A 21,612-nucleotide genomic window follows, 5' to 3' on the forward strand; every position below is an offset into this window, starting at 1 on the left:
CATTCTCGTGGTTCCCGGTCGGTTCCATGTCACCGGTGTTCATGACTGCCGTCCCGGAGGGCCGGCGAGACGGGCGGCCAGTTCGGCCCGTGAGGACAGGCCGAGCTTGAGGTAGACGTGCCGCAGGTGGTACTCCACCGTCTTCGGGCTCAGGAACAGGGCCGCCGCGGCCTCCCGCGTCGTGCGGCCCGACGCCAGGAGCGTGGCGATCTGGAGCTCCTGCGGGGTCAGTTCCTCCCGCGCGCTGCTCTCGCGGCGTCGCGCGGTCTCCCCGGTCGCGCGCAGCTCCGCGGCCGCCCGATCGGCCCAGGGGGCCGCGCCCAGGTGGTCGAACGAGGCGACGGCGTCGCGTAGCTGGACCCGGGCGTCGATGCGGCGGCGGGCCCGGCGCAGGCGGGCTCCGTACGCCAGTCGGGTCCGCGCCAGTTCGAAGGGGTCCAGCGTCCGCCCGTGATGGTCGAGCGCCACCGCGAAGTGCTGATCGACCTCCGGCTCCTCGCACGTCAGGCCCAAGGATCGGGCGGCGCGGGCCATCGCCCACGGCTGCCCCTTCTCCGCGGCACGGGCGGCGTACGCCCGTGCCTGGACTCGCGCCACGTCGTGCCGCCCGAGGTGCACCAGCGCCTCGGCCATCTCGGGTGCGGGGGACAGGTCGACGTCGTCGACGCCCAGCCGGGCGAGCAGCGCCTCCAGCCGCTCGAAGTCGGCGAGCGCGGCCTCGGGGCGGCCGAGGCCGAGTTCGAGGTCGCCCAGGGCGGCGAGCGACCAGATCTGGAACAGCGCCAGGTGCCGCGGCCGGCTGATCTCCGCGGCCTCCGCCGCGTGCTCCCGGCACACCGCCTCGCGCCCCTGCCGGGCCTCCAGCCACGCCAGTCCCGCCAGGCAGGCAGCGAGGTCCGACGTCGAGCCGGTCTCGCGCGCCAGCTGGGCGCCTTCGGTGTAGTTGACCTCGGCGGAGTCCCAGCTCGCCTGGGTGGCCTGGTCCCGGGCGATCTGGAACAGCAGCAACGGCAGGGTGCCGAGGTCGCTGCGCGCCCGAAGGTCCGTCACGACGATGTCGACCAGTTGTCGCCCGGTGCCGCTCTCGCGGAGGAAGAGCACGCCGAGGACCACGTAGGGTGCGACCCGCGGCGCGCGGAGCAGCGGCCCGGTGGGATCCACCGACCGCAGGGCGCGGCGGATCCGTTCCGGTCCGCCGTGGCCGGTCAGCACAGCGGCGATCCCGCGGGCCACGTCGGCGACCCACCGCGCGGGCTCGGCGGTCGTCCGGGGCATCAGCGCGTCGATGCGGGCCGCGGCCTCGGCCACCCCCGCGGTGTCGGCCAGGTAGAAGCAGGCCTGGATCGCGTCGGCCAGCAGCAGGACGGCGGTGTCCGGGGCCGTGTCGGCGCGCTCCGCCGCGGCGGCCATCAGCTCGTCACGGGCTTCCTCGACCGAGCCGGTCCGCGCCGCGACTGTGCCGCGCAGCCCCGCCGTCCTGGCCCGCAGGTCCGGCGGTTGCGGCAGCCCGGCGGCCCGCGCCAGCAGCGCGACCGCCTGGTCACCCGCCCCGGCCCGCCAGGCAGACTCCGCGGCCGAGACCAGCCGTCGGCCGGCGTCCTCGGGCTCCGGGCTCAACCCGGCGGCGCGCTCGAAGGCGGTCGACGCGACGGCGTGCGCTCCCCGGATCCTGGCGCGCACCGCGGCCTCGTCGAGCAGCCGGGCGGTGTCGGCATCCGGCCCGAGGGCCGCCTCGCTCAGGTGCCAGGCCCGCCGGTCGGCGTCCTCCTCGGGGAGCGCCGCGGCGATCGCGGAGTGGACCCTCCGCCGGGTCGCCGGCGGAGCCTCGGACCAGATCGCCGACCGGACGAGGTTGTGGCGGAAGGTGACCGCCCCGCCGGCCACGGCGAGCAGGTCGACGGTCTCGGCGTCCTCCAGGGCGGCCACGTCCACCTGCAGCAGTCCGCACGCGCGGGCGACCAGCGCCAGGTCGCTCCCTCCGGCCGCCGCCACGAGGAGGGCGGTGTGCGCCGCCGGCGACAGACGGTCGGCCCGCCGGGCGAACACCCGGGCCAGGCGGGCGGGGACCGGCACGGGCGCCTCCGGCGGCAGCGCGTCGAGGAGATCGGTCTCGTCGGCGAGCTCGAGCAGCGCCAGGGGGTTGCCGCCGGTGGCCTCGTGCAACCGCGTCACGGCCGCCGGACCCAGCCGCCGGCGCGCCGACTCGACCAGCTGCCCCGAGGCGGCCGGGGAGAGCCCGTCGACGTGGAGGAGCGGGAGACCGGCCTCGGTCACGGGGGAGGGGACGCCCTCCCGCACCGCCGCGAGCAGGACGACGGGATCGGCGGTCAGCCGCCGCGCGGCGAAGACCAGGGCCTGGGCGGACGGTCGGTCCAGCAGGTGCGCGTCGTCGACCAGCAGTGCCACCGGCTGGTCCTCGGCGAACCGGCTGAGCAGGCTCAGGGTGGCCGCGCCGATGGCGAACCGGTCGCCACCCGGGCTCTTCCGCAGGGCCAGGGCCGAGGCCAGGGCGTCGGCCTGGGGTGGAGGGATCCGGTCGAGGTGGACCAGGGCGGGACGCAACAGCTGCAGCAACGCCCCGAACGGAACCTCGGCCTCCGACTCCGTGCCGGTCGCCCGCAGCTGCCGCATGCCCGTCGCAGCGGCTGCGGCGTCCTCCAGCAGCGTGCTCTTGCCGATGCCGGCCTCGCCCACCAGCACCAGCACCGCGCTCTGACCGATCCGGGCAGCCGACAGCAGCCCGTCGATCAGGCGCCTCTCGTGGTCGCGGCCGACCAGCATCCGACGAGTCTAGGGAGCCGCCAGGGGGGGGTGCCCTGATGCGACGACGCGGCCGGTCTCGCCAGGCTCGGAGACACCCGAACGACCCGTCCTCCGAGGAGCTGTCATGACCACCACCGCACTGCCCACGACCACTGCGCCGGCCCCGCGCCCCATCGACCCCGAGAAGCTCATGGGCTTCGTCTTCCGCGCCGTCGACGAGGTCGGCGCGTCGCTGAACACCGCGCTCGTCGTGATGGGTGACGCGCTCGGCTACTACCGCTCGATGGCCGACGGCACCCCCGTCACGCCGTCGGAGCTCGCCGAGCGAACCGGCACCGACGAGCACTACGCCCGGGAGTGGCTGGCGGCGCAGGCGGCGGGCTCCTACGTCGAGTACGACCCGGCCACGCGTACCTACACGCTGCCGGCCGAGCACGCCGCCGCCCTCACCGACGAGCGCAGCCCCGCCTACCTGCCCGGTTTCTTCCAGATCGCGCACGGCACCGTCCGCGACGCCGCGGCGGTGATCGAGGTCGCGCGCACCGGCGACGGCGTCGGCTGGCACGCGCACAACGGCGACGTCCACGTGGGTTGCGAGCGGTTCTTCCGCACGATGTACAACGCCCACCTGATCGGGGAGTGGCTCCCGGCGCTGGACGGCGTCGTCGAGAAGCTGGAGCGCGGTGCGACGGTCGCCGACGTCGGCTGCGGTCACGGCGCGTCGACCGTCCTCATGGCCCAGCACTTCCCGCAGTCGACGTTCGTCGGTTCCGACTACCACGCGGCCTCCATCGAGACCGCGCGGGCGCGGGCGGAGACGGCCGGGGTCAGCGACCGGGTCCGGTTCGAGGTTGCACCGGCGACGGGGTACTCCGGCAGTGACGGCGGGCAGGGCTTCGACCTCGTGACGATGTTCGACTGCCTGCACGACATGGGCGACCCGGTCGGAGCGGCCCGCCACGTCCGGGAGACGCTGGCCGCTGACGGGACCTGGATGATCGTCGAGCCGATGGCGGGCGACCGGGTGGAGGACAACCTCAACCCGATCGGCCGCGCCTACTACGGGTTCTCCACGCTGCTCTGCACGCCGGCGTCGCTCGCTCAGGACGTCGGGCTGGCCCTGGGGACGCAGGCCGGCCCGGCGCGGATCCGCGACGTCGCCACCGCGGCGGGTTTCGCCCGTTTCCGCCCGGCGACGAACACCCCGTTCAACAACGTGCTCGAGGTCCGGCCGTGACGGCGGAGCCTCACTCGGGGCCGCTCCAGGAGCAGACTCGGCGCGTGCGGCACACACCGAGCCGGGCACGGGATCCCGACGTCGACGACGTCGTCGAGCGGGACGGCGTCCGGCTGGCCTACGAGGTCTTCGGCGACGGACACCGTCCGACCGTGCTGCTGATGCCGTCGTGGTCGATCGTGAACTCCCGGCACTGGAAGGCCCAGGTCGGTCACCTGGCGCGGCGCTATCGGGTGGTCACCTTCGACGGTCGGGGCAGCGGCCGCTCCGACCGGCCGGTGGGGGCGGCCGCCTACACCGACGAGATGTACGCCGAGGACGCCGTGGCCGTCCTGGATGCGACCGGCACGGAGCAGGCAGTCCTCGTGGGGCTCTCGTGCGGGGCGACGTGGGCGGTCCACGTCGCCGCCACGTACCCGGAGCGGGTGCTGGGGCTGTTCGCCATCGCGCCGTCCTGCGGGTTCGCGCTGCCCTCGGGCAAGCGGCCGACGCACGCGTGGGACGCCAGGCTGGACTCCTACGAGGGCTGGGCCCGCTACAACCGGCACTTCTGGCTGGAAGGCGACTACGACGCCTTCCTGGCCTTCTTCTTCCGCGAGATGTACGTCGAGCCGCACTCCTCCAAGCAGATCGAGGACGGCCTGGGCTGGGGCCGCGAGGTGACGGCAGAGACGCTCGTGGACACCACGGCCGGCCGGATCGGCTGCGACGGCGCGGTCTGCCTGCCGGTGGAGCCGCTCTGCCGCCGGGTGCGGTGTCCCGTGACGGTGGTGCACGGCACCGACGACCACGTCCGCCCGCACGCCATCGGGGAGCAGCTGGCCCGGTTCACCGGCGGGTCGCTGGTGCTGCTGGAGGGGAGCGGGCACGGGCCGCACGCCCGCGAGCCGGTCAAGGTGAACCACCTGATCGGCGAGTTCGTCGACCGGGTGTGCCCACGGCAGCAGCGGACGACCTGGACGCGAGCTGCCCGCCGCCCGAAGCGGGCGCTGTACCTCTCGTCGCCGATCGGGCTCGGGCACGCCCGCCGCGACGCCGCGATCGCCGCGGAGCTGCGCCTCCTCCACCCTGATCTGCAGATCGACTGGCTGGCCCAGGACCCGGTCACCCGGGTACTGGCGGAGAGCGGCGAGCGGATCCACCCGGCCTCGGCCTGGCTGGCCAACGAATCGGGGCACATCGAGCACGAGTCGGGGGAGCACGACCTGAACGCGTTCCAGGCGATCCGGCGGATGGACGAGATCCTGGTGAACAACTTCATGGTCTTCGACGATGTCGTCGCCGACGGCGGCTACGACCTGGTCGTCGGGGACGAGGCGTGGGACGTCGACCACTTCCTGCACGAGAACCCGGAGCTCAAGCGGTTCTCCTTCGCGTGGATGACCGACTTCGTCGGCTGGCTGCCCATGCCCGAGGGCGGAGCGGCCGAGGCGGCGCTGACCGCGGACTACAACGCGGAGATGATCGAGCACCGCGCCCGGTTCCGGAGGGTGCGCGACCGCTCGATCTTCGTGGGCCGGCCCGAGGACGTCGTGACGACCAGCTTCGGGCCGGGGCTGCCCCGGATCCGGGAGTGGACGGAGGACAACTTCGACTTCTCCGGCTACGTCACGGGTTTCGACCCGGCGGCGCTGCCGGGCACCGAGGACCTGCGGCGGGACCTCGGCCTCGGCGCCGACGACAGGCTCTGCCTGGTCACCGTGGGCGGCTCCGGTGTCGGGGGCCCGCTCCTCGTGCGAGTCCTGGACGCCGTTCCGCTGGTACGGCGCATGGTGCCGGAGCTGCGGTTCCTCGTCGTCACCGGCCCCCGGATCGATCCGGCCTCGCTGCCCGTGACGCCAGGCGTGCAGGTGGTCGGCTTCCTGCCCGACCTGTACCGGCACCTCGCCGCGTGCGATCTGGCGGTGGTCCAGGGCGGTCTGACCACCTGCATGGAGCTGACCGCGCTGCGCAAGCCCTTCGTGTACGTCCCGCTCCTCCGGCACTTCGAGCAGAACGTCCACGTCCGGGCGCGACTGGACCGCTACGAGGCCGGGCGGTGCCTGGAGTACCCGGCGGCCGTCGACCCCGGGGCGCTGGCCGAGGCGATCGCCAAGGAGCTCACCCGCGAGATCGCCTACCGACCGGTCGAGACCGACGGCGCGGCGCGGGCGGCAGCCCTGCTCGCCGAGCTGCTGTGAGGGGAGCCGCCCAGACGCAGTCGGCGCTCACCCGGGCGCGGCCGCCCGGGAGCGGAGGGCCCCGCCGAGCAGCAGGGCGCCGAGCCCGGCCGCGACCACGGTCAGCAGGGCCGCCCGCCGGCTCGTGGCGTCGGCCAGCACCCCGATCAGCGGCGGCGACAGCAGGAAGCCGATGCGCAGCAGCCAGTTGATCACCGCCAGTCCGGTGCCACGGCGCAGCCGGGGCAGTTCGTCGGCGGCGTGGTAGACGGCGGGGATGAGCGTGGCGACGCCGAGGCCGGCCAGCGCGAAACCCACCAGCGTGGTCGCGACGGACGGGAGAGCGAGGGCCAGGCCCATGCCGCCCGCGATCACGGCCCCGCCCACCTGCGCCACCCGGCGCTGACCGAAGCGGTCGACCACCCGGTCACCGGTGAGCCGTCCCACCGTCATGGCCCCCTGCAGCGCGACGAAGCCCAGCCCCGCCGTGGCGGCACCGGCGGCGAGCTCCGTGCGGAGGTAGAGCGCGCTCCAGGATGCCCCGGCGTCCTCCACGAAGGCGCCGCAGGCGGCGAGGAAGCCGAGCGCGGCCAGCGCGAGGACGACGGCCCGCCGGCCGGTCGCCGGGACGACCGCGGGGGTCGCCTCGCCGGTGGGCAGCGGGCCGTCCTCGCGGTCGGCCTCGTCGTCCCCGGGGAGCAGCGCGCGGAAGGCCAGCAGCGCGAGGGCACCGAACACGAGAGCCGAGGCGCCCAGGTGGACGACGAGCGGGATCCGGAGTCCCGCAGCGAGCGACCCGAGCAGCCCACCGCTCACCGCACCGATGCTCCAGATGCCGTGGAAGCCGTTGAGGATCGACCGCCGGTAGAGCCGCTGGACCCGTAGACCGTGCGCATTCTGCGCCACGTCGACCACCGCGTCCAACGCCCCGGCGACGAGGAGCGCCGCCGCCAGCGCCGGCCAGTTCGGCGCGAGGGCGACGACCCACAGCGACAGGCCGAGGAGCACCAGCCCCCCGGTCGCCACCCGGGCCGACGTGAACCGGCGGATGAGGGCGGCCGAGGAGAGCCCGGCTACGAGCGCCCCGAGCGGGAGTGCCGCGAGTGCCGCACCGAGGGCGGAGTTGCTCAGCCCGAGCTCGGCCTTGATCTCCGGCAGCCGCGGCACCAGGTTGGCGTAGAAGACGGCGTTGAGGAAGAAGCAGGCGGCCACCGCGAACCGCGCGTGGCGCAATCGGCGGGTAGGGCGGTGCAGTCGCTGGCCGGTCACCGCGTGAGCCGAGCGAGCGCGTGCCGGATCTGGTCGCGGTGCATCGGGTCGGTCGAGAGCGCGCTGTGCAGCACCAGCCCCTCCACCAGCGCGTCCAGCTCGCGGGCGGTCACGGGGTCGAAGTGACGCTCGAGGCTCCGGCGGCTGCGGGCCATCCAATCCTGGGTGACCGCGCGCAGTGCCGGGTTCCGGGCGGCGGCGACGTAGAGCTCGACGGTGAGGACGAGGTCACGGGCGGAGCCCAGCAGGTCGCCGGTGAGGTGGTCGGTGAGGTAGTCGAGCACCGCGTCGTGGTTCTCGGCCGCCCGCATCCGCTCGTCGAACCGCGGGGCGACGGTGTCTACGTGCCGCGTGAAGGCGGCCGTGAGCAGCTCCTCGAGCGTGGCGAAGTGGTACGTGATCGAGCCGAGGGGTACGTCGGCGGCGTGGGCGATGGCCCGGTGGGTGGCGCCGGCGACCCCGTGCCGGGCGATGACGTCCAGCGTCGTGTCCACCAGCCGGTCCCGGCGCCCGGGGTCGTGCCTGCGGGCCCGCCGTGCCGGCGCCTCCGACACGGTCAGCCCTCGTCGGCCAGTGACCGGACCACGCGCGCGGGGTTGCCGACGGCGACCACGTTGGCGGGCAGGTCGCGGGTGACCACGGAACCGGCACCCACGACGGTGTTCTCCCCGATGGTGACGCCGGGCAGCACGATGGCGCCGCCGCCCAGCCAGACGTTGTCGCCGATGGTGATCGGCTGCGCCGCCTCCCACTTCTGCCGCCGGGGCACCGCTTCGATCGGATGCGTCGGTGTCAGCAGCTGGACGTTGGGCCCGATCTGGACGTCGTCGCCGATGGTGATCGGGGCGACGTCGAGGGCCACCAGACCGAAGTTGGCGAAGCAGCGGGCGCCGATCCGGATGTGGGCGCCGTAGTCGACGAAGACGGGCGGCCGGATCTCGGTGCCCTCGCCGACCTCGCCGAGGAGTTCTTCCAGCAGCTGCCGCCGGAGCGGGGCCTGGCGAACCGTGGTGGCGTTGTAGGCGGCCATCAGGTCCAGGGCCGCCGCGCTCTGCTCGCCGATCTCCGGGTCGTCGGCGATGTACAGGTCACCGGCGAGCATCCGCTCGCGCATGGTCCTTGAGTCGTCCATGGCGTGCAGCGTACGCACCGATAGGAACACTCGTACGCATCGGCGTCCTCGGGTCAGGCATGATTCGGCCATGCCGCGGCTGCTCGTCGTCCACCACACCCCGTCGCCCAACCTCCAGGCGGTGCTGGAGGCGGTCCGGGAGGGCGTGGCCATGGTCGAGGAGGTCGAGCTCGTCGTGCGGCCGGCACTGTCCGCCGGGGCCGCCGACCTGCTGGAGGCCGACGGTGTCGTGCTCGGGACGCCGGCCAACATCGGCTACATGTCCGGTGCGCTCAAGCACTTCTTCGACACCGTCTACTACCCGTGCCTCGACGCGACGGTCGGCCTGCCCTTCGGGGTCTACGTGCACGGCGGGGACGACACCGCCGGCGCCCTGGCCGCGATCGCGAAGATCACCGGGGCGCTGCGCTGGAAGCAGGTCGCGGCACCGCTGAGCCTCACCGGCCCGCCCACGGCGGCCGATCTGGAGGCGTGCCGCGAACTCGCGGCCACCGTGGCCGTCACCCTCTGACGATCGACCCTTCCGGGCGGGCGGGCACCCACCGGCCCGCCAGCGCGTCGCTGACCCACTGTTCCCAGCTCTCGATCTCGGCGTCGCTGACCGCGGTGGATTCCCGGGACAGGTCGACCACCTGCCGCAGGTAGCCCTCGATGTCGTGGTCGAGCACGCCGCGCGGTGCGCGCCAGGCCACTTCGCGCAGCAGCCCGGCGATGCGGCGGAGGACGGCCGGCTGTCCGGAGGCGAACTGGATCGGCTCCTCGAGCCCCAGCCGCATGAGACTGGCGACGTCCCACTGGGGCACGATGAGGCGCAGGACGCCGTCGTCGTCGCGGAAGGCCGACGGCCGCGGTGGCCGCGCCACCAGCTCGACCAGCAGGGCGGAGACGTGGGAGAGCCCGTGGACGGCGGTGGTCGGGTCGTTCGTCCCGGGTGACAGCGCGCGGACGGCGATGTCGACGACCTTGCGCAGGCTGTAGGCGATGTCGCGGGTCGGGGAGCGCTCGAACCCCAGTCGCACACCGTCGTGCAGCGCATCCTCCAGAGGTTCGAGATCCGCGTCCGTGTCGGCGGGCCAGACGGAGGCCAGCGGCGTCCCGGCCACGACGGAATCGCCGATCCGCGCCCCGAGGAGCACCGTGACGCCGACCTCGGTCGCCGCCGCCACGATCGCCCGGTGGTCGGCGTCGACCACGAACCCGCTGGAGCGGGCCGTCAGCGGCCGGCCGGATCCGGCCGGCAGGTCGACCCCCGGCTCGTCGTCCTGGTCGTCCTGTGCCGGCAGCTCGCGGGCGTAGGTCTCGGTCGCCTCGTCGTGGACGTCGCGGTACATCGTCTCCACCCGCAGCGACCGGGCCAGGTGGGCGAGGAAGAGCACGATGGCGACGACGCTGACGAGGGTCAGCGCGAACGCGACGGTGACCGACAGGCGCGGGACGAACGCGCTCTCGTCGTTCGTCGCGCTCTCGGTCCGCACCGTCCGCAGCACGGTGAGCGCGTAGACGAAGGTCGCCACCAGCTGGGCGAGGGTCAGCTGGACGACCCGGTCGGTGACGAACGTCTGGAGCAGCCGCGGCGAGTGCTGGCTGCTGGCGAGCTGGAGCGCGACCACGGTGAAGGAGAACGTCAGGCCGGTCACCGAGATGAGCGAGCCGGCGATGGCGGCCAGCAGGTCACGGGCCGCCGAGGGGCCGCCGCCGAATGCGAGGGCGAGGGGATGTCCGTCGGGCCGGGAGGCGAGCATCTCGTCGAGCGCCGGCAGCGCCACACCGAGGCCGACGGCGACGACGATGCCCAGCACGGGTATCGGCCAGAGGGAACCGCGGACGCGGGCCCGGACCGCCGCCCATGCGTTACCAGGCACTGGTCGCCTGCAGGACGGCCTCGGTGAGCGCGCGGGTCCGCAACTCGGTGACCTGCTGGTACTCGGGGTCGGCCACCATCGCGCTGAACGCCTGGCGGGAGGGATAGCGCACCAGCAGGACGGCGTCCCAGGCCTGACCGTCCTCGGCGACGAGCGACGTCGAGCCGTCGCCGGCGTAGAGCACCTCCGCGCCGTAGCGCGGCAGGAAGGTGCTGCTCAGGGCCTCGGCGTACCGGGCATACAGCTCCCGGCCGCCCTCGGCGTAGCGCAGCAGGTTGAGCATCACCACCGGCCCGCCCGGGTCCTCCTGGAGGTAGCGCTTGAGGTCGGCACCGCGGGGATCGACAGCCATTCGCGGACGCTAGCAAGGCGGGTGGCGCACGAGGTCATCCGTCCACGGCGGCACACCGGTCGACGCCGGGCAGCCGGCGCGCAGCGGCCGGTGGACGCCCCCGCGGCCGTACCCCTGATCCCGCGACTCGCGACCCGACCTGCTCGAACGCCGATGGCCGTGGCAGGCTCGCTCCGTGACACGCGTGGGCCTCGTGCTGGGTGGCGGCGGCGTCGTCGGGCAGGCGTACCACTCCGGCGTCCTCGCCGTCCTGCAGAACGATGTCGGGTTCGACGCCCGCACCGCCGACATCATCGTCGGCACGTCGGCGGGATCGATCACCGGCACGTTGCTGCGGCTGGGCGTCTCCGCCGAGGACCTGGCGGCCTGGACGGTGAAGGCGCCCCTGTCCGGGAACGACGACGTGCTGCGGCAGATCGCGGAGGCCCCGATCCCCGAGCTGGCGCCGCTCCGCCCGCTGGAGCTGATCCGGCGGCCCATGCGGCTGCCGGGCCGGCACATGGTGGGGCGGGCGCTGTCCCGGCCGTTGCTGTTCCGCCCCATGGCGGCCGGCATGGCCCTCATGGCCCCGGGCCGGCACGACATCCTCGAGCAGCTGGCCGCGCTGCGGGAGCTCGAGCGCCCGGAGTGGCCGCAGCCGGACCTGTGGATCTGCGCCGTGCGGCGGCGCGACGGACGCCGGGTGGTCTTCGGCCGGCCGGGTGCACCGGAGGCGCCGATCCACCGGGCGGTCGGCGCGTCCTGCGCGGTGCCCGGCTACTTCGCGCCGGTGCGCATCGGCCGGCACAGCTACGTCGACGGCGGCGCCCACTCACCGACGAACGCGGCGGTCCTGCGCGGTCGGCAACTGGACGTCGTCATCGTTCTCGCGCCCATGAGCGGGCCGGCCGGCTGGCGTCCCGGCGTCCTGCCGTCGGTCCGCCGGTACTCCGACCGCCTGCTCCGGCGGGAGGTGCGGGCGCTGGAGGCGGAGGGGGTGCGGACGGTCGTCTTCACCCCGGGTCCGGGGGAGCAGCAGGTCATGGGCAACGACATGATGTCGCGCGCACGCCTCGACGAGGTCATCCAGCAGTCGTTCCTGACCGCAGGGGCCTACGCCTCGACGTCGGAGGTGGCCGGGCTGCTCCGGTCGGCGGCCCGCCGCGAGGAGTGACCTCGCAGCACACCGTTGGCGTCAGCCGTTGAGCTCGAGCACCTGCATGGTCTCGGCCCGCACCTCGGCGAGGAGCCCCGGCTCCTCGGACAGCCGGCGTCCGTAGGAGGGGATGGCCTCCTGCAGCGCCGGGCGCCAGGCCGGCATCCGGTCGGGGAAGCACTGCTCCAGCAGGGTCAGCATGGCCGACACCGCGGTGGAGGCGCCGGGGGAGGCGCCGAGCAGGCCGGCGATCGTGCCGTCCCCGCCGACGACCAGTTCGGTGCCGAACTGGAGGACGCCGCGGCCGGTCGCCGCGTCGCGCTTGATCACCTGGACGCGCTGCCCGGCGGTGATCAGGTCCCACTCGTGCTCCTCGGCCAGGGGCACGAAGTCCGTCAGCGTCGCGTGCCGCGCGGAGCGGGACTGCAGCACCTCCTTGACCAGGTAGCGGGTCAGCCCCATCTCGGTGCGCGCGACGCCGAGCATCGAGCCCAGGTTGTCCGGCGTGACGCTGCGCGGCAGGTCGACCAACGACCCGGCCTTGAGGAACTTCGGCGAGAACCCGGCGTACGGGCCGAAGAGCAGCGAGTGGTCGCCGTCGATGAGGCGGAGGTCCAGGTGCGGCACCGACATGGGCGGCGCGCCGACCGCGGCCTGCCCGTACACCTTCGCCTGGTGGCGGCCGACCAGCTCGGGCGACGTGGTGCGCAGGAACTGGCCGCTGACCGGGAAGCCGCCGAATCCGCGGATCTCCGGGATGCCCGCGCGCTGCAGCAGCGGCAGGGCGCCCCCGCCGGCACCGACGAAGACGAACCGGGCCCGCACCGTCCGCGGCTCGCCGGTACGCGTGTCCCGCACCGTGACCTTCCAGCGACCGTCGGATTCCTTGTCGAGGCCCTGGACGCGCTGGTTGCGGTGCACCGTGAGGCCGCGGGTCTCCGCGTCCTGGAACAGCAGGCGGGTGAGGGAGCCGAAGTTCACGTCGGTCCCGGCGACCGAGCGGGTCGCGGCGACGGTCTCCGACGGCTCGCGGCCGGCCATCATCAGCGGAACCCACTGCGCCAGCTCGGCGGCGTCCTCGGTGTACTGCAGCCCCTCGAACAGCGGCTGCGCGGCCAGGGCCTCGTGGCGGGCGCGCATGTAGGAACGGCCGGCCTCGCCGGTGACGAAGCTGAGGTGGGGGACCGGGGTGATGAAGTCCTTGGGGGAGCCGGTCATGCCCCCACGCACCAGGTAGGACCAGAACTGCCGGGACACCTGGAACTGCTCGTTGATCGTCACGGCCTTGGCCGGGTCGACCCGGCCGTCCGGGCCTGCGGGGGTGTAGTTCAGCTCGCACAGCGCCGCGTGGCCGGTGCCTGCGTTGTTCCAGGCGTCCGAGCTCTCGGTCGCGACGTCGCCGGCGGACTCGAAGACGGTGACGCTCCACTGCGGCGCGACGACGTCGATCAGGGCGGCCAGCGTGGCGCTCATGATGCCGCCACCGATGAGGACCACGTCGGGGTTCGCGCTGTCGGGGATGCCGCGCCCGGCTACTACGCCGCTCTCGGTTGTCACGTCTGCCTCTCCGGCCGTCCAAAGAATCGCGCCCGCGGGCGCCGTCCTTCTGATCGTCGGACGAAACGGCCCCTCACATGCAGTCCGGAACGTGTGAGGTATCTCCAGCGCGTGACCTTGGCCATATCGGCGATGCCGGGAGTGGCGTCGTCGCAGGTCAGCAGCCCGGGCGTGGCGCCTCCGGGACGGGCGGCCGTCCCCTCTCCGGGGGACCGACCGGCCCGCGGGGCGGCTCGTGTCCGCCCGGCCCCCGGGTGAGCCGCACCACCCTCCGGGGTAGGCGCACCCGGTGGACGGACGCAGGATCCTGCTGGGCGACTGGACCCCGGTGGTCCGCGACGGCATCGACGTCCTGCGGGTGGTGCTCCTCGGCGGCGCGGTCGGCTACGCGGTCACCGGCCGGACGGGGGCGGCCGCGCTGCTGCTCGTGCTCGGCGGCGTCACGGTGGCGGCCCGGCTGGTGAACCTGCCGCGGGTCTACGACCTGTCGGTGACCGCCGCCATGGTGCTCCAGGGCTACGGGGAGGTGCTGGGGCTCTACGACGAGTTCCTCCGGTTCGACGACCTGGTCCACGTCACCCTGCCGATGCTCACCGCGCCGGTCATCTACATCGCCCTCGCCCGGGTCGAGGTCGTCCCCGACCCCCGCGACGAGACCCACCTGCCGCACTACGTGGGCATCGCCGTCGTGACAGCGGCGCTCGGCATCGCCGTCGGGGCGCTGTGGGAGGTCTACGAGTGGCGGTCCGACGCCTGGTTCGGCACGGACCTGTCCGAGGGCAACGACGACACCAACGGGGACCTCGTCCACGACACCCTCGGGTCCCTGGTCGGGGCCGCGCTGCTCGTGGCGTGGGCCCGGTTCGGGTGGGGATCGGTCCGCCGGATCCCCGGCGTGAACACCCACGAGGACGTGTCCGCCTGATCGCCGCCGTTCAGGTCACCGAGACGCCGTCGAGGTAGCGCCACCGGCCGTCCTCGCGGACGAACCGGCTGCGCTCGTGCTGGGCGCCGGTTCGACCGCTGACCCGGTAGGAGGCGCGGAACTCCACGGTGCCCTCGGCGCTCAGCAGCGTCCCGCCGGTCGTGGCCAGGAGGTCCAGACCGGTCCAGTGCACGTCCGGGTCGAGTTCCAGGACCGGCGGCCGGGTCGTGGAGTGCCACGTGGCGAGCAGGTAGCCGGGGTCGCCGAGGGCGAAGGCGCTGTACCGCGAGCGCATCAGCTGCTCGGCGGTCGCCGCCGTCGCCGTCCCGTCGTGCAGCCGGCCGCAGCACTCGTCGAGGGGGAGGCCGCTGCCGCAGGGGCAGCGCAGGGACGGCACGGGGGCAGTCTGCGGTATGGCAGGAACAGTGCGGACGACGGCGTCCCTGCCACTGTTCGGCCGGCGCGACACCTCGCAGAGTGGAGGCATCGAGGCGGGGTGGAGCCGGCCGCCGGGCGGAACGGGGTGGGTGGCGTGGGAACCGTGGTCTTCCTGCTCCTGTGCGTCGTCGTCCTGCGGGCGCTGGCGAGCACCCCGTCGGGCCCGCCGACGTCCGGCTCCGTGCGGGACGTCCTCCGGGGGTGGGGGCTCGACGTCGTGGACGGTGTCCGCACCCTGGCGCGGCTCGACGCCGTGCGCCGTGGGCGGCTCGACCGTCCGCCCTGGGTGTGAGGGCCCCGCTGCGACCTCCCCGACGAGCGTTGCCCGGCGGCAGCTGGGAACGGTGCCCGGGGACGGCGGCGAGCGGTGCGGCAGCATCGGCGGCATGTCGACGACGGGCGCCCGCGAGCCGGGCTGGGTGCAGGACGTCATCTGGTGGCACGTGTACCCGCTGGGGTTCGTCGGCGCCGAGCGTGAGGCCGGCCCGGACCAGGCCGTCGTCCACCGGCTCGGCCATGTCGCCGGATGGCTGGACCACGCGGTCGAGCTGGGTGCCTCCGGTCTCGCCCTGGGGCCGGTGTTCGCCTCCGGGACCCACGGCTACGACACCACCGACCACCTGCGCGTCGACCCTCGGCTCGGGGACGACGCCGACCTCGACGCGCTGATCGCCGCCTGCCGGGAGCGCGGGCTCCGGGTGCTGCTCGACGGGGTGTTCAACCACGTGGGCCGCGGCCACCCGGCGTTCCGGGCGGTGCTGGAGCACGGGCCGGCCACGCCGACAGCCTCGTGGTTCCGGCTGCGCTGGCCGGACGGCGCGGACGCGTGGCGGCCGGGCACCGAACCGGAGTACGACGACTTCGAGGGGCACTCCGCCCTCGTCGCGCTGCACCACGACGAGCCGGCGGTGGCCGACCACGTCGTCGAGGTCATGACCTCCTGGCTCGACCGGGGGGTCGACGGCTGGCGGCTGGACGCGGCCTACGCCGTCCCGACGTCGTTCTGGGCCGGGGTGGCCGATCGCGTGCGCGCCCGGCACCCGGACGCCTATCTCATGGGCGAGGTCATCCACGGCGACTACGCCGGCTTCGTGGCCGGGGCGCACGTCGACGCGGTCACGCAGTACGAGTTGTGGAAAGCGGTCTGGAGCTCGCTCAACGACGGCAACTTCTTCGAGCTCGACGCGGCGCTCACCCGGCACGGCGGCTTCCTCGACTCGTTCGTGCCATACACCTTCCTGGGCAACCACGACGTCACCCGCATCGCCAGCCGGCTCACCGACGAGCGCCACCTCGCGCACGCGCTGGTCGTCCTGCTCACCACCGGCGGCACCCCGGCGATCTACGCCGGTGACGAGCACGCCTTCCGCGGGGTCAAGGAGGACCGCGCCGGAGGGGACGACGCCGTCCGGCCGCCGTTCCCGGCCACGCCGAGGGAGCTCTCGCCGTTGGGGTTGCCCACCTACTCGCTGCACCGGGAGCTGATCGGCCTGCGCCGCCGGCACCGGTGGCTGCACACGGCGCGGACGAGGACCCTGCACCTGGCCAACGAGCAGCTGGTCTACGAGGCGGTGGGCGACGGCGGACGGCTCGTCGTCGCCCTGTCGGTGGGGGACCGGCCGGCCGAGGTTCCCGCGGCCGGCGTCCGCGTGGTCCTCGCGGGGAACGCCGAGGTGGCCGATGACCGGGTGCGGCTGCCCGCCCACGGCTGGGCGGTCCTGGAAGGCTGATCGTGCGCGACAAACCGCTGCCCGACGTCATCGCGCCGGACCTCGACGTGCTGTTCTGCGGGATCAACCCGTCGGTGATGTCGGCCGAGCGTGGGCACCACTTCGCCCGGCCGGGCAACCGCTTCTGGCCGGCCATCCACCTCGCGGGGTTCACGCCCCGGCTGTTCGCGCCCGACGAGGACCGGCAGCTGCCCGAGCACGGGCTCGGCATCACCAACGTCGTGGCCCGACCGACGCGGGCGGCCGCCGAGCTGACCCGCGACGAGTTGCGCGAGGGCGCCGCCGCACTGGCCGAACTGGTCGCCGAGTTCCGGCCCCACGTGCTGGCCGTCCTCGGCATCACGGCCTGGCGGGTCGGTTTCGACCGTCCGAAGGCCGTCATGGGCCTGCAGTCGGAGCGCATCGGCGGGGCGGCCACCTGGGTGGTGCCGAACCCGAGCGGCCTCAACGCCCACTTCCAGGTCCCCGACCTCGCGCGCCTCTACCGGCAGCTGCGCCCCTAGGACGGCGTGGGACGTTTCCCCGGGTCGGCTCGGCGACACGGGCACGTCGCAGAGGGACGTCGCGATGTGCAGCCCGGTGCTCGCGTCCGAGCAGTCAGCGGTGACCGAGGTCGAGCTACCGGCTCGGGTCCACGTCATCACTGCTCGGGCAGCCGTGACACCGCGGGCTGTCCTCCCCCCGGCGGTCGACGCCCGGCGCACCTTTTCCCTCGATCGTCCGGCCCACCTGCCGAAATTGTCAGTGGTCGCACGTATGTTCGACTCGTGCAGCGGATGGCGGCGACCTCCGGGGTGGAGGGCCTGGTGGGCGACTGGCTGCGGGCCCAGCCGGAGTCCGGGCCGCGGCTGCCGGTGTCGTGGCTGGATGATGAGGACGTCGCCGCCGAGCTGGGGCGGATCCAGCGCAACCGGGCGCGGGACGCTGCCCGGGAGGCGGATCTGATCCTGCGGCTGGCCGAACTACGTCCCGACGCCGACGATCCGCCCGCGGGGACGCCGGGTGCCCGCAGCCGGACGTGGCGGAAGACCGATCCGGAGTTTCCCGGGGTGAGTGAGTTCTTTCCCGACGAGGTGGCCCATGCGATCACCCTCGGGCGGGGCACCGCCGCCTTCCGGGCCCGGCGGGCCTACACGTGGCAGCAGAAGCTGCCGGCCACGTTCGCCTTGCTGCGCCGCGGGGAGATCGACGAACGTCGGGCCGGGGTGCTCGCCGACGCGCTGCAGCACACCACGCCGGAGCTGGCCGGTGCGGTGGAGGCGGCGCTGCTCCCGGAGGCGGGCGATCTGTCGCCGGCCCGGCTGCGGTCGCGGGCGTTGGAGCTGCTGGCCGAACTGGACGCCACCGCGATCGAGGAGCGGCACGAGGAGGCCAAGCAGGCCGCCGACGTGCGCGTGGGCGACACCGGCGACGGCATGGCGACCCTGGCCGGGGACATGACGGCCGAGGAGGCGGCGGCCTGCTACGACGTGATCGACCAGCTGGCGAGGATGGCCAAGGCCGACGGTGATCCGCGCCCGATCGGGCAGATCCGGGCATCGATCATGTCGATGCTCCTGCTGCGGCCGGCCGACCACGGCCTGCCCGGCGTCACGGTCAATCTGGCCGTCAGCGCCACCCTCGAGGGGCTGGAGGGCGCGACCACACGCGGCGGGACCCGGGGCGGCGAGGTCAACGGGTTCCCGATCACCGCCGCTCACCTGCGTGATCTGCTCCGTCGCGTCGGCGCCCTCGGCCTGACCACCCCCGAGGGCGGGTCGCTGACGTTCGCGCTCACCGACGAGCACGGGCGGCTGCTGGCCACCGTCACCGCCGCCGAGCTGGCTCGCCTGGCGGCGAAGGGCTGCCCCGACCACCCCGACACGCCGCCGGCGGCCCAGCAGCCGCAGGCCGACAACCCGGACGCCGACGACTGCGATATCGAGCAGCCCGACGAGGTGCAGCCTGAGCAGACGCATCCGGAAGCTGAGCACCCGGAGGCGGGGCATTCTGACACCGACGGGACCGACGCCGATGCGGCCGATGTGGGGTGCAGCTGCCCGGTGGCCGGCATGCCCCCGCCGACCGACGGCTACGAGCCCACGGCCGCCCAGCGTCGGTTCGTGAAGACCCGGGATCGCCGGTGCCGCATGCCCAACTGCGGGCAGCGGGCCGGCTGGGCCGACCTCGACCACGTGGTCCCGCACGCCGAGGGCGGGCCCACGACGTGCACGAACTTGTGTTGTGCATGCCGCTCCCATCACCGGTTGAAGACCTTCGCGCGCGGCTGGGTCTTCCGCATGGAGCCCGACGGCACCCTGCACGTCACCAGCCCGTGCGGGATCACCCGCACCACCCGACCACCCGGCCTGCGACCACCGGAACCCCCACCACCGCCCTACGACCCGGCGGCGGACCCCCCGCCGTACTGATTCCCGAGGCGGCGTGCGGCACTCGACCGCGTGCGGCGGCCCCGCTACCGATGGACGGCGAAGTCCGGTCGGGGCTGCGGATCGACGCTTCGGCTCCGCGAAGGTGTCGGCGAACCAGTCGCCGATGCAGGTGCTGACGGAGGGGGCGAGCCAACCCGTTTCACTGGGTCGCGCCCTCCGCCGGAGTGAACAGACACAGCCCGCTCCGGGGACCTGACGGCCTGCTGGACGGCGCCAAGTGGGGGTCGGCGACCCGGCCCACCACCAGTGCAAACCGCTCCTCGGTATACCGGGGTGCACGGTGATGACGCGGATGCACGCCCCGGCCGACCTGGCCGGATTCCCAAGGGGACCCGTGGCCTCCGGGCCGCTCAGCGCGCGGCGCGGGAGAGCAGGTCGCGCGCGATCACGATCCGCTGGATCTGGTTGGTGCCCTCGTAGATCTGGGTGATCTTGGCGTCGCGCATCATCCGCTCGACCGGGAAGTCCTTCACGTAACCGGAGCCGCCGAGCAACTGCACGGCGTCGGTGGTGACCTTCATGGCGGTGTCCGAGGCGAACAGCTTCGCCGCCGCGCCGGCCGCACCCATCGTGGGCGAGCCGGCCTCGATCTCCACCGCCGCGGCGTGGGTGAGCAGCCGGGCGGCGCGCACGGCCACGGCCATGTCGGCGAGCATGAACTGCAGCCCTTGGAACTCGGCCAGGACGCGGCCGAACTGGCGCCGCTCGGACACGTAGCCCACAGCGACGTCCAGGGCGCCCTGGGCGATGCCGACCGCCTGGGCGGCCACGCCGGTGCGGGTCCGGTCCAGCGTTCCCAGAGCGATGGACAGCCCCTCACCCGGCCGGCCGATCAGCCGGTCGGCAGGCAACGGGACGTCGTCGAGGTACACCTCCGTCGTGGGCGAGCCCTTCAGGCCCATCTTCCGCTCGGGCGCGCCGAACGAGAGCCCGGCGTCGTCCTTCGCCACCACGAAGGCCGAGATCCCCCGACTGCCGGCGTCGGGATCGGTGACCGCGAACAGGACGTAGCAGTTGGCCACGCCGCCGTTGGTGATCCACCGCTTGGTACCGCGCAGCCGCCAGCCGTCCTCGGTCGCGACCGCCCGTGTGGTCATCGCCGCGACGTCGCTGCCTGCCTCGGGCTCGGACAGCGCGAACGCCCCGAGCGCCTCGCCCGCCGCGATCGGGATCAGCCAGCGCTGCTTCTGCTCCTCGGTGGCGGCGAGCAGCAGCGGCCAGGCGAACAGCTCGTTCGCGCCGGAGACCTGCTGGGTGGTGGCACAGACCCGGGCGATCTCCTCGGCGACGACCGCGCCGGTGAGCGCGTCCGCGCCCACGCCGCCGTAGGCCTCGGGAATGACGACGGCGTGCAATTGCGCCTCGACCAGGGCCCGGTAGCCCTCGCTGGGAAACCGACCGGCCTCGTCGACCTCGGCGGCGTACTGCGCGATCCGGCCGGCCGCGACCGACCGGGCCAATGCCCGGATCTCGTCGACCTCTTCGGTGGTGGTGCTCATGCAGGCCTCCTCGAGGCAGTGGACGTCGGCCGAGGGCCCGCTGACATGTCAGGGCGTCGGGGCGGAGACAGGGCCCCGGGCGTGATGAGCTGGGTCATCCGCCAGTCTGCTTCGTCGACGAGGAGCGTCACCGCGGCGTCGACGTCCGTGCGGTCGCCGATGTCGACGTGGGTGGCTGCCCGGACCGCGGCGCCACGACGACGAGGGCGACACCGAGGGCCGTGACCACGATTCCCGCGAGGGACAGCGGGCTCACCTGCTCGCCGAACAGGAAATACGCCTCGACCGCGGTGGCCGGCGGCACGAGGTAGTACAGGCTCGACACCCCGGCCGCGGTTCCCCGGCGCAGCAGCAGGAGGAGCAGGAGAACCGCACCGAGGGACAGGACGAGGACGAGCCAGACGAAGGCGAGCACGAACTCGCCGGTCCAGCGGATCGACATGTCCTCCGTCGCGGCCGCCACCGCGAGGAGCAGCGCCGCGGCCGCGGCGTACTGCACCGCCGTGCCCCAGACCAGCGGGATGCCGTCGCCGTGCCGCTTCTGGTAGACGGTGCCGAGCGTCCCGGACGCCAGCGCGACCAGGCAGGCGACGAGCCCCGGGACCGACAGCGACCGGTCCGACCCGGACTCGGCGATGCCCGGTCCGACGACGAGCGCGACGCCGGCCACTCCCAGGACGAGGCCCAGCCACTGGCGCGCCGCCGGTCGCTCTCCCAGGACCCGGGCGGCGAGGACGGCGGTGAGAACCGGCTGCAGGCTCACCACCACCGCTGCCACGCCGGCGGGGATCCCGAGCGAGATGGCGTAGAAGACCCCGCCCAGGTAGCCGGCGTGCAGCAGGAGACCGACGACCGAGGCCCGGCCGTACTGGGCCGGGGCGGACATCCGGGCCGAGCGCAGCGCGGCGGCGAGCAGCGCCAGGAGGACCGCGGCGACGGCAAGCCGGACGGTGAGGAAGGTGAACGGCGGCGCGTACGGCAGCCCGTACTTGGCCCCCACGAAGCCGGTGCTCCAGAGAAGGACGAACAGGGCCGGCCCGCCCAGCCGCTGCAGCGGGGACGTTGCGCTGGACGCCACGTTCACCTCCTGGGCCGGACTGCAAGCTGGGGGGACACGACACT

Annotated in this window: 19 protein-coding genes; 9 read left to right on the forward strand and 10 right to left on the reverse strand. The window is 73.9% G+C overall.

The features are described from left to right. Positions 1–39 precede the first annotated feature (39 nt). Complete coding sequence (locus FHU33_RS10635) at positions 40–2,781, reverse strand: ATP-binding protein (protein WP_142025341.1); 2,742 nt, start codon at positions 2,779–2,781, stop codon at positions 40–42. Between the two features lie 106 nt (positions 2,782–2,887). On the opposite strand from FHU33_RS10635, the gene FHU33_RS10640 reads away from it, so the two are divergent. Together FHU33_RS10640 and FHU33_RS10645 are read left to right on the forward strand one after the other, a co-directional pair. Next, entirely contained in the window at positions 2,888–4,000 is a 1,113-nt protein-coding gene (locus FHU33_RS10640) for a class I SAM-dependent methyltransferase (RefSeq protein ID WP_142025342.1), read from the forward strand. Positions 4,001–4,044: 44 nt separating this feature from the next. Further along, positions 4,045–6,180, forward strand: a complete 2,136-nt coding sequence (locus FHU33_RS10645; RefSeq protein WP_142025343.1) for an alpha/beta hydrolase — start codon at positions 4,045–4,047, stop codon at positions 6,178–6,180. A gap of 27 nt (positions 6,181–6,207) precedes the next feature. Here FHU33_RS10645 and FHU33_RS10650 read toward each other — a convergent pair whose 3' ends face one another. The 3 genes from FHU33_RS10650 to FHU33_RS10660 are packed head-to-tail and all read right to left on the reverse strand — an operon-like array spanning position 6,208 to position 8,560. After that, positions 6,208–7,428, reverse strand: coding sequence for an MFS transporter (locus tag FHU33_RS10650; protein ID WP_211355066.1), 1,221 nt, complete (start codon positions 7,426–7,428; stop codon positions 6,208–6,210). Then, positions 7,425–7,982: a TetR/AcrR family transcriptional regulator gene (locus tag FHU33_RS10655; protein ID WP_246063490.1), complete on the reverse strand. Its 558-nt coding sequence runs from the start codon at positions 7,980–7,982 to the stop codon at positions 7,425–7,427. The genes FHU33_RS10650 and FHU33_RS10655 overlap by 4 nt, the downstream gene beginning before the upstream one ends. 2 nt (positions 7,983–7,984) lie before the next feature. Beyond that, positions 7,985–8,560, reverse strand: a complete 576-nt coding sequence (locus FHU33_RS10660; RefSeq protein WP_142025344.1) for a sugar O-acetyltransferase — start codon at positions 8,558–8,560, stop codon at positions 7,985–7,987. A gap of 70 nt (positions 8,561–8,630) precedes the next feature. On the opposite strand from FHU33_RS10660, the gene FHU33_RS10665 reads away from it, so the two are divergent. After that, entirely contained in the window at positions 8,631–9,071 is a 441-nt protein-coding gene (locus tag FHU33_RS10665) for a flavodoxin family protein (RefSeq protein WP_142025345.1), read from the forward strand. On the opposite strand, the gene FHU33_RS10670 is transcribed toward FHU33_RS10665, so the two are convergent. Both FHU33_RS10670 and FHU33_RS10675 read right to left on the reverse strand, forming a co-directional pair. Next, positions 9,061–10,422, reverse strand: a complete 1,362-nt coding sequence (locus FHU33_RS10670) for a DUF2254 domain-containing protein (RefSeq protein ID WP_281281634.1) — start codon at positions 10,420–10,422, stop codon at positions 9,061–9,063. The two genes, FHU33_RS10665 and FHU33_RS10670, sit on opposite strands and share 11 nt — an antisense overlap. Further along, complete coding sequence (locus FHU33_RS10675; protein WP_142025347.1) at positions 10,412–10,774, reverse strand: DUF1330 domain-containing protein; 363 nt, start codon at positions 10,772–10,774, stop codon at positions 10,412–10,414. The genes FHU33_RS10670 and FHU33_RS10675 overlap by 11 nt, the downstream gene beginning before the upstream one ends. A gap of 175 nt (positions 10,775–10,949) precedes the next feature. Between FHU33_RS10675 and FHU33_RS10680 the strand changes: the two genes are divergently transcribed. Continuing rightward, positions 10,950–11,927 (forward strand): patatin-like phospholipase family protein, encoded by a 978-nt coding sequence (locus FHU33_RS10680; RefSeq protein WP_142025348.1) that lies wholly within the window; start codon positions 10,950–10,952, stop codon positions 11,925–11,927. A gap of 21 nt (positions 11,928–11,948) precedes the next feature. On the opposite strand, the gene mqo is transcribed toward FHU33_RS10680, so the two are convergent. Then, on the reverse strand, positions 11,949–13,466 hold the full coding sequence (mqo, locus tag FHU33_RS10685; protein ID WP_246063491.1) for a malate dehydrogenase (quinone): 1,518 nt from the start codon (positions 13,464–13,466) through the stop codon (positions 11,949–11,951). Positions 13,467–13,755: 289 nt separating this feature from the next. Between mqo and FHU33_RS10690 the strand changes: the two genes are divergently transcribed. Next, on the forward strand, positions 13,756–14,391 hold the full coding sequence (locus FHU33_RS10690) for a DUF2238 domain-containing protein (protein WP_142025350.1): 636 nt from the start codon (positions 13,756–13,758) through the stop codon (positions 14,389–14,391). Positions 14,392–14,401: 10 nt separating this feature from the next. Here FHU33_RS10690 and FHU33_RS10695 read toward each other — a convergent pair whose 3' ends face one another. Continuing rightward, positions 14,402–14,788, reverse strand: a complete 387-nt coding sequence (locus tag FHU33_RS10695) for a YchJ family protein (RefSeq protein ID WP_246063493.1) — start codon at positions 14,786–14,788, stop codon at positions 14,402–14,404. Between the two features lie 135 nt (positions 14,789–14,923). Between FHU33_RS10695 and FHU33_RS10700 the strand changes: the two genes are divergently transcribed. The 4 genes from FHU33_RS10700 to FHU33_RS10715 all read left to right on the forward strand — a co-directional run bounded on the left by FHU33_RS10700 (position 14,924) and on the right by FHU33_RS10715 (position 18,970). Continuing rightward, positions 14,924–15,121, forward strand: coding sequence for a hypothetical protein (locus FHU33_RS10700; RefSeq protein ID WP_142025352.1), 198 nt, complete (start codon positions 14,924–14,926; stop codon positions 15,119–15,121). Positions 15,122–15,215: 94 nt separating this feature from the next. Continuing rightward, positions 15,216–16,559 (forward strand): alpha-amylase family glycosyl hydrolase, encoded by a 1,344-nt coding sequence (locus FHU33_RS10705; protein ID WP_142025353.1) that lies wholly within the window; start codon positions 15,216–15,218, stop codon positions 16,557–16,559. A 2-nt stretch (positions 16,560–16,561) separates the two neighbouring features. Next, positions 16,562–17,062 carry a G/U mismatch-specific DNA glycosylase gene (gene mug / locus FHU33_RS10710; protein ID WP_142025354.1) on the forward strand — a complete coding sequence of 167 codons (501 nt, stop codon included), beginning with the start codon at positions 16,562–16,564 and terminating at the stop codon, positions 17,060–17,062. 273 nt (positions 17,063–17,335) lie between these two features. Beyond that, positions 17,336–18,970, forward strand: coding sequence for an HNH endonuclease signature motif containing protein (locus tag FHU33_RS10715; protein WP_142027084.1), 1,635 nt, complete (start codon positions 17,336–17,338; stop codon positions 18,968–18,970). Positions 18,971–19,341: 371 nt separating this feature from the next. On the opposite strand, the gene FHU33_RS10720 is transcribed toward FHU33_RS10715, so the two are convergent. Together FHU33_RS10720 and FHU33_RS10725 are read right to left on the reverse strand one after the other, a co-directional pair. After that, the gene (locus FHU33_RS10720; protein WP_142025355.1) at positions 19,342–20,490 is read right to left on the reverse strand and encodes an acyl-CoA dehydrogenase family protein; all 1,149 of its coding nucleotides are present in this window, start codon (positions 20,488–20,490) and stop codon (positions 19,342–19,344) included. Between the two features lie 127 nt (positions 20,491–20,617). Beyond that, a complete protein-coding gene (locus tag FHU33_RS10725) occupies positions 20,618–21,568 on the reverse strand; it encodes a DMT family transporter (RefSeq protein ID WP_142025356.1) in 951 nt (316 codons plus the stop codon). Positions 21,569–21,612 lie beyond the last annotated feature (44 nt).

This window comes from Blastococcus colisei, from assembly GCF_006717095.1.
GTDB lineage: Bacteria > Actinomycetota > Actinomycetes > Mycobacteriales > Geodermatophilaceae > Blastococcus_B > Blastococcus_B colisei.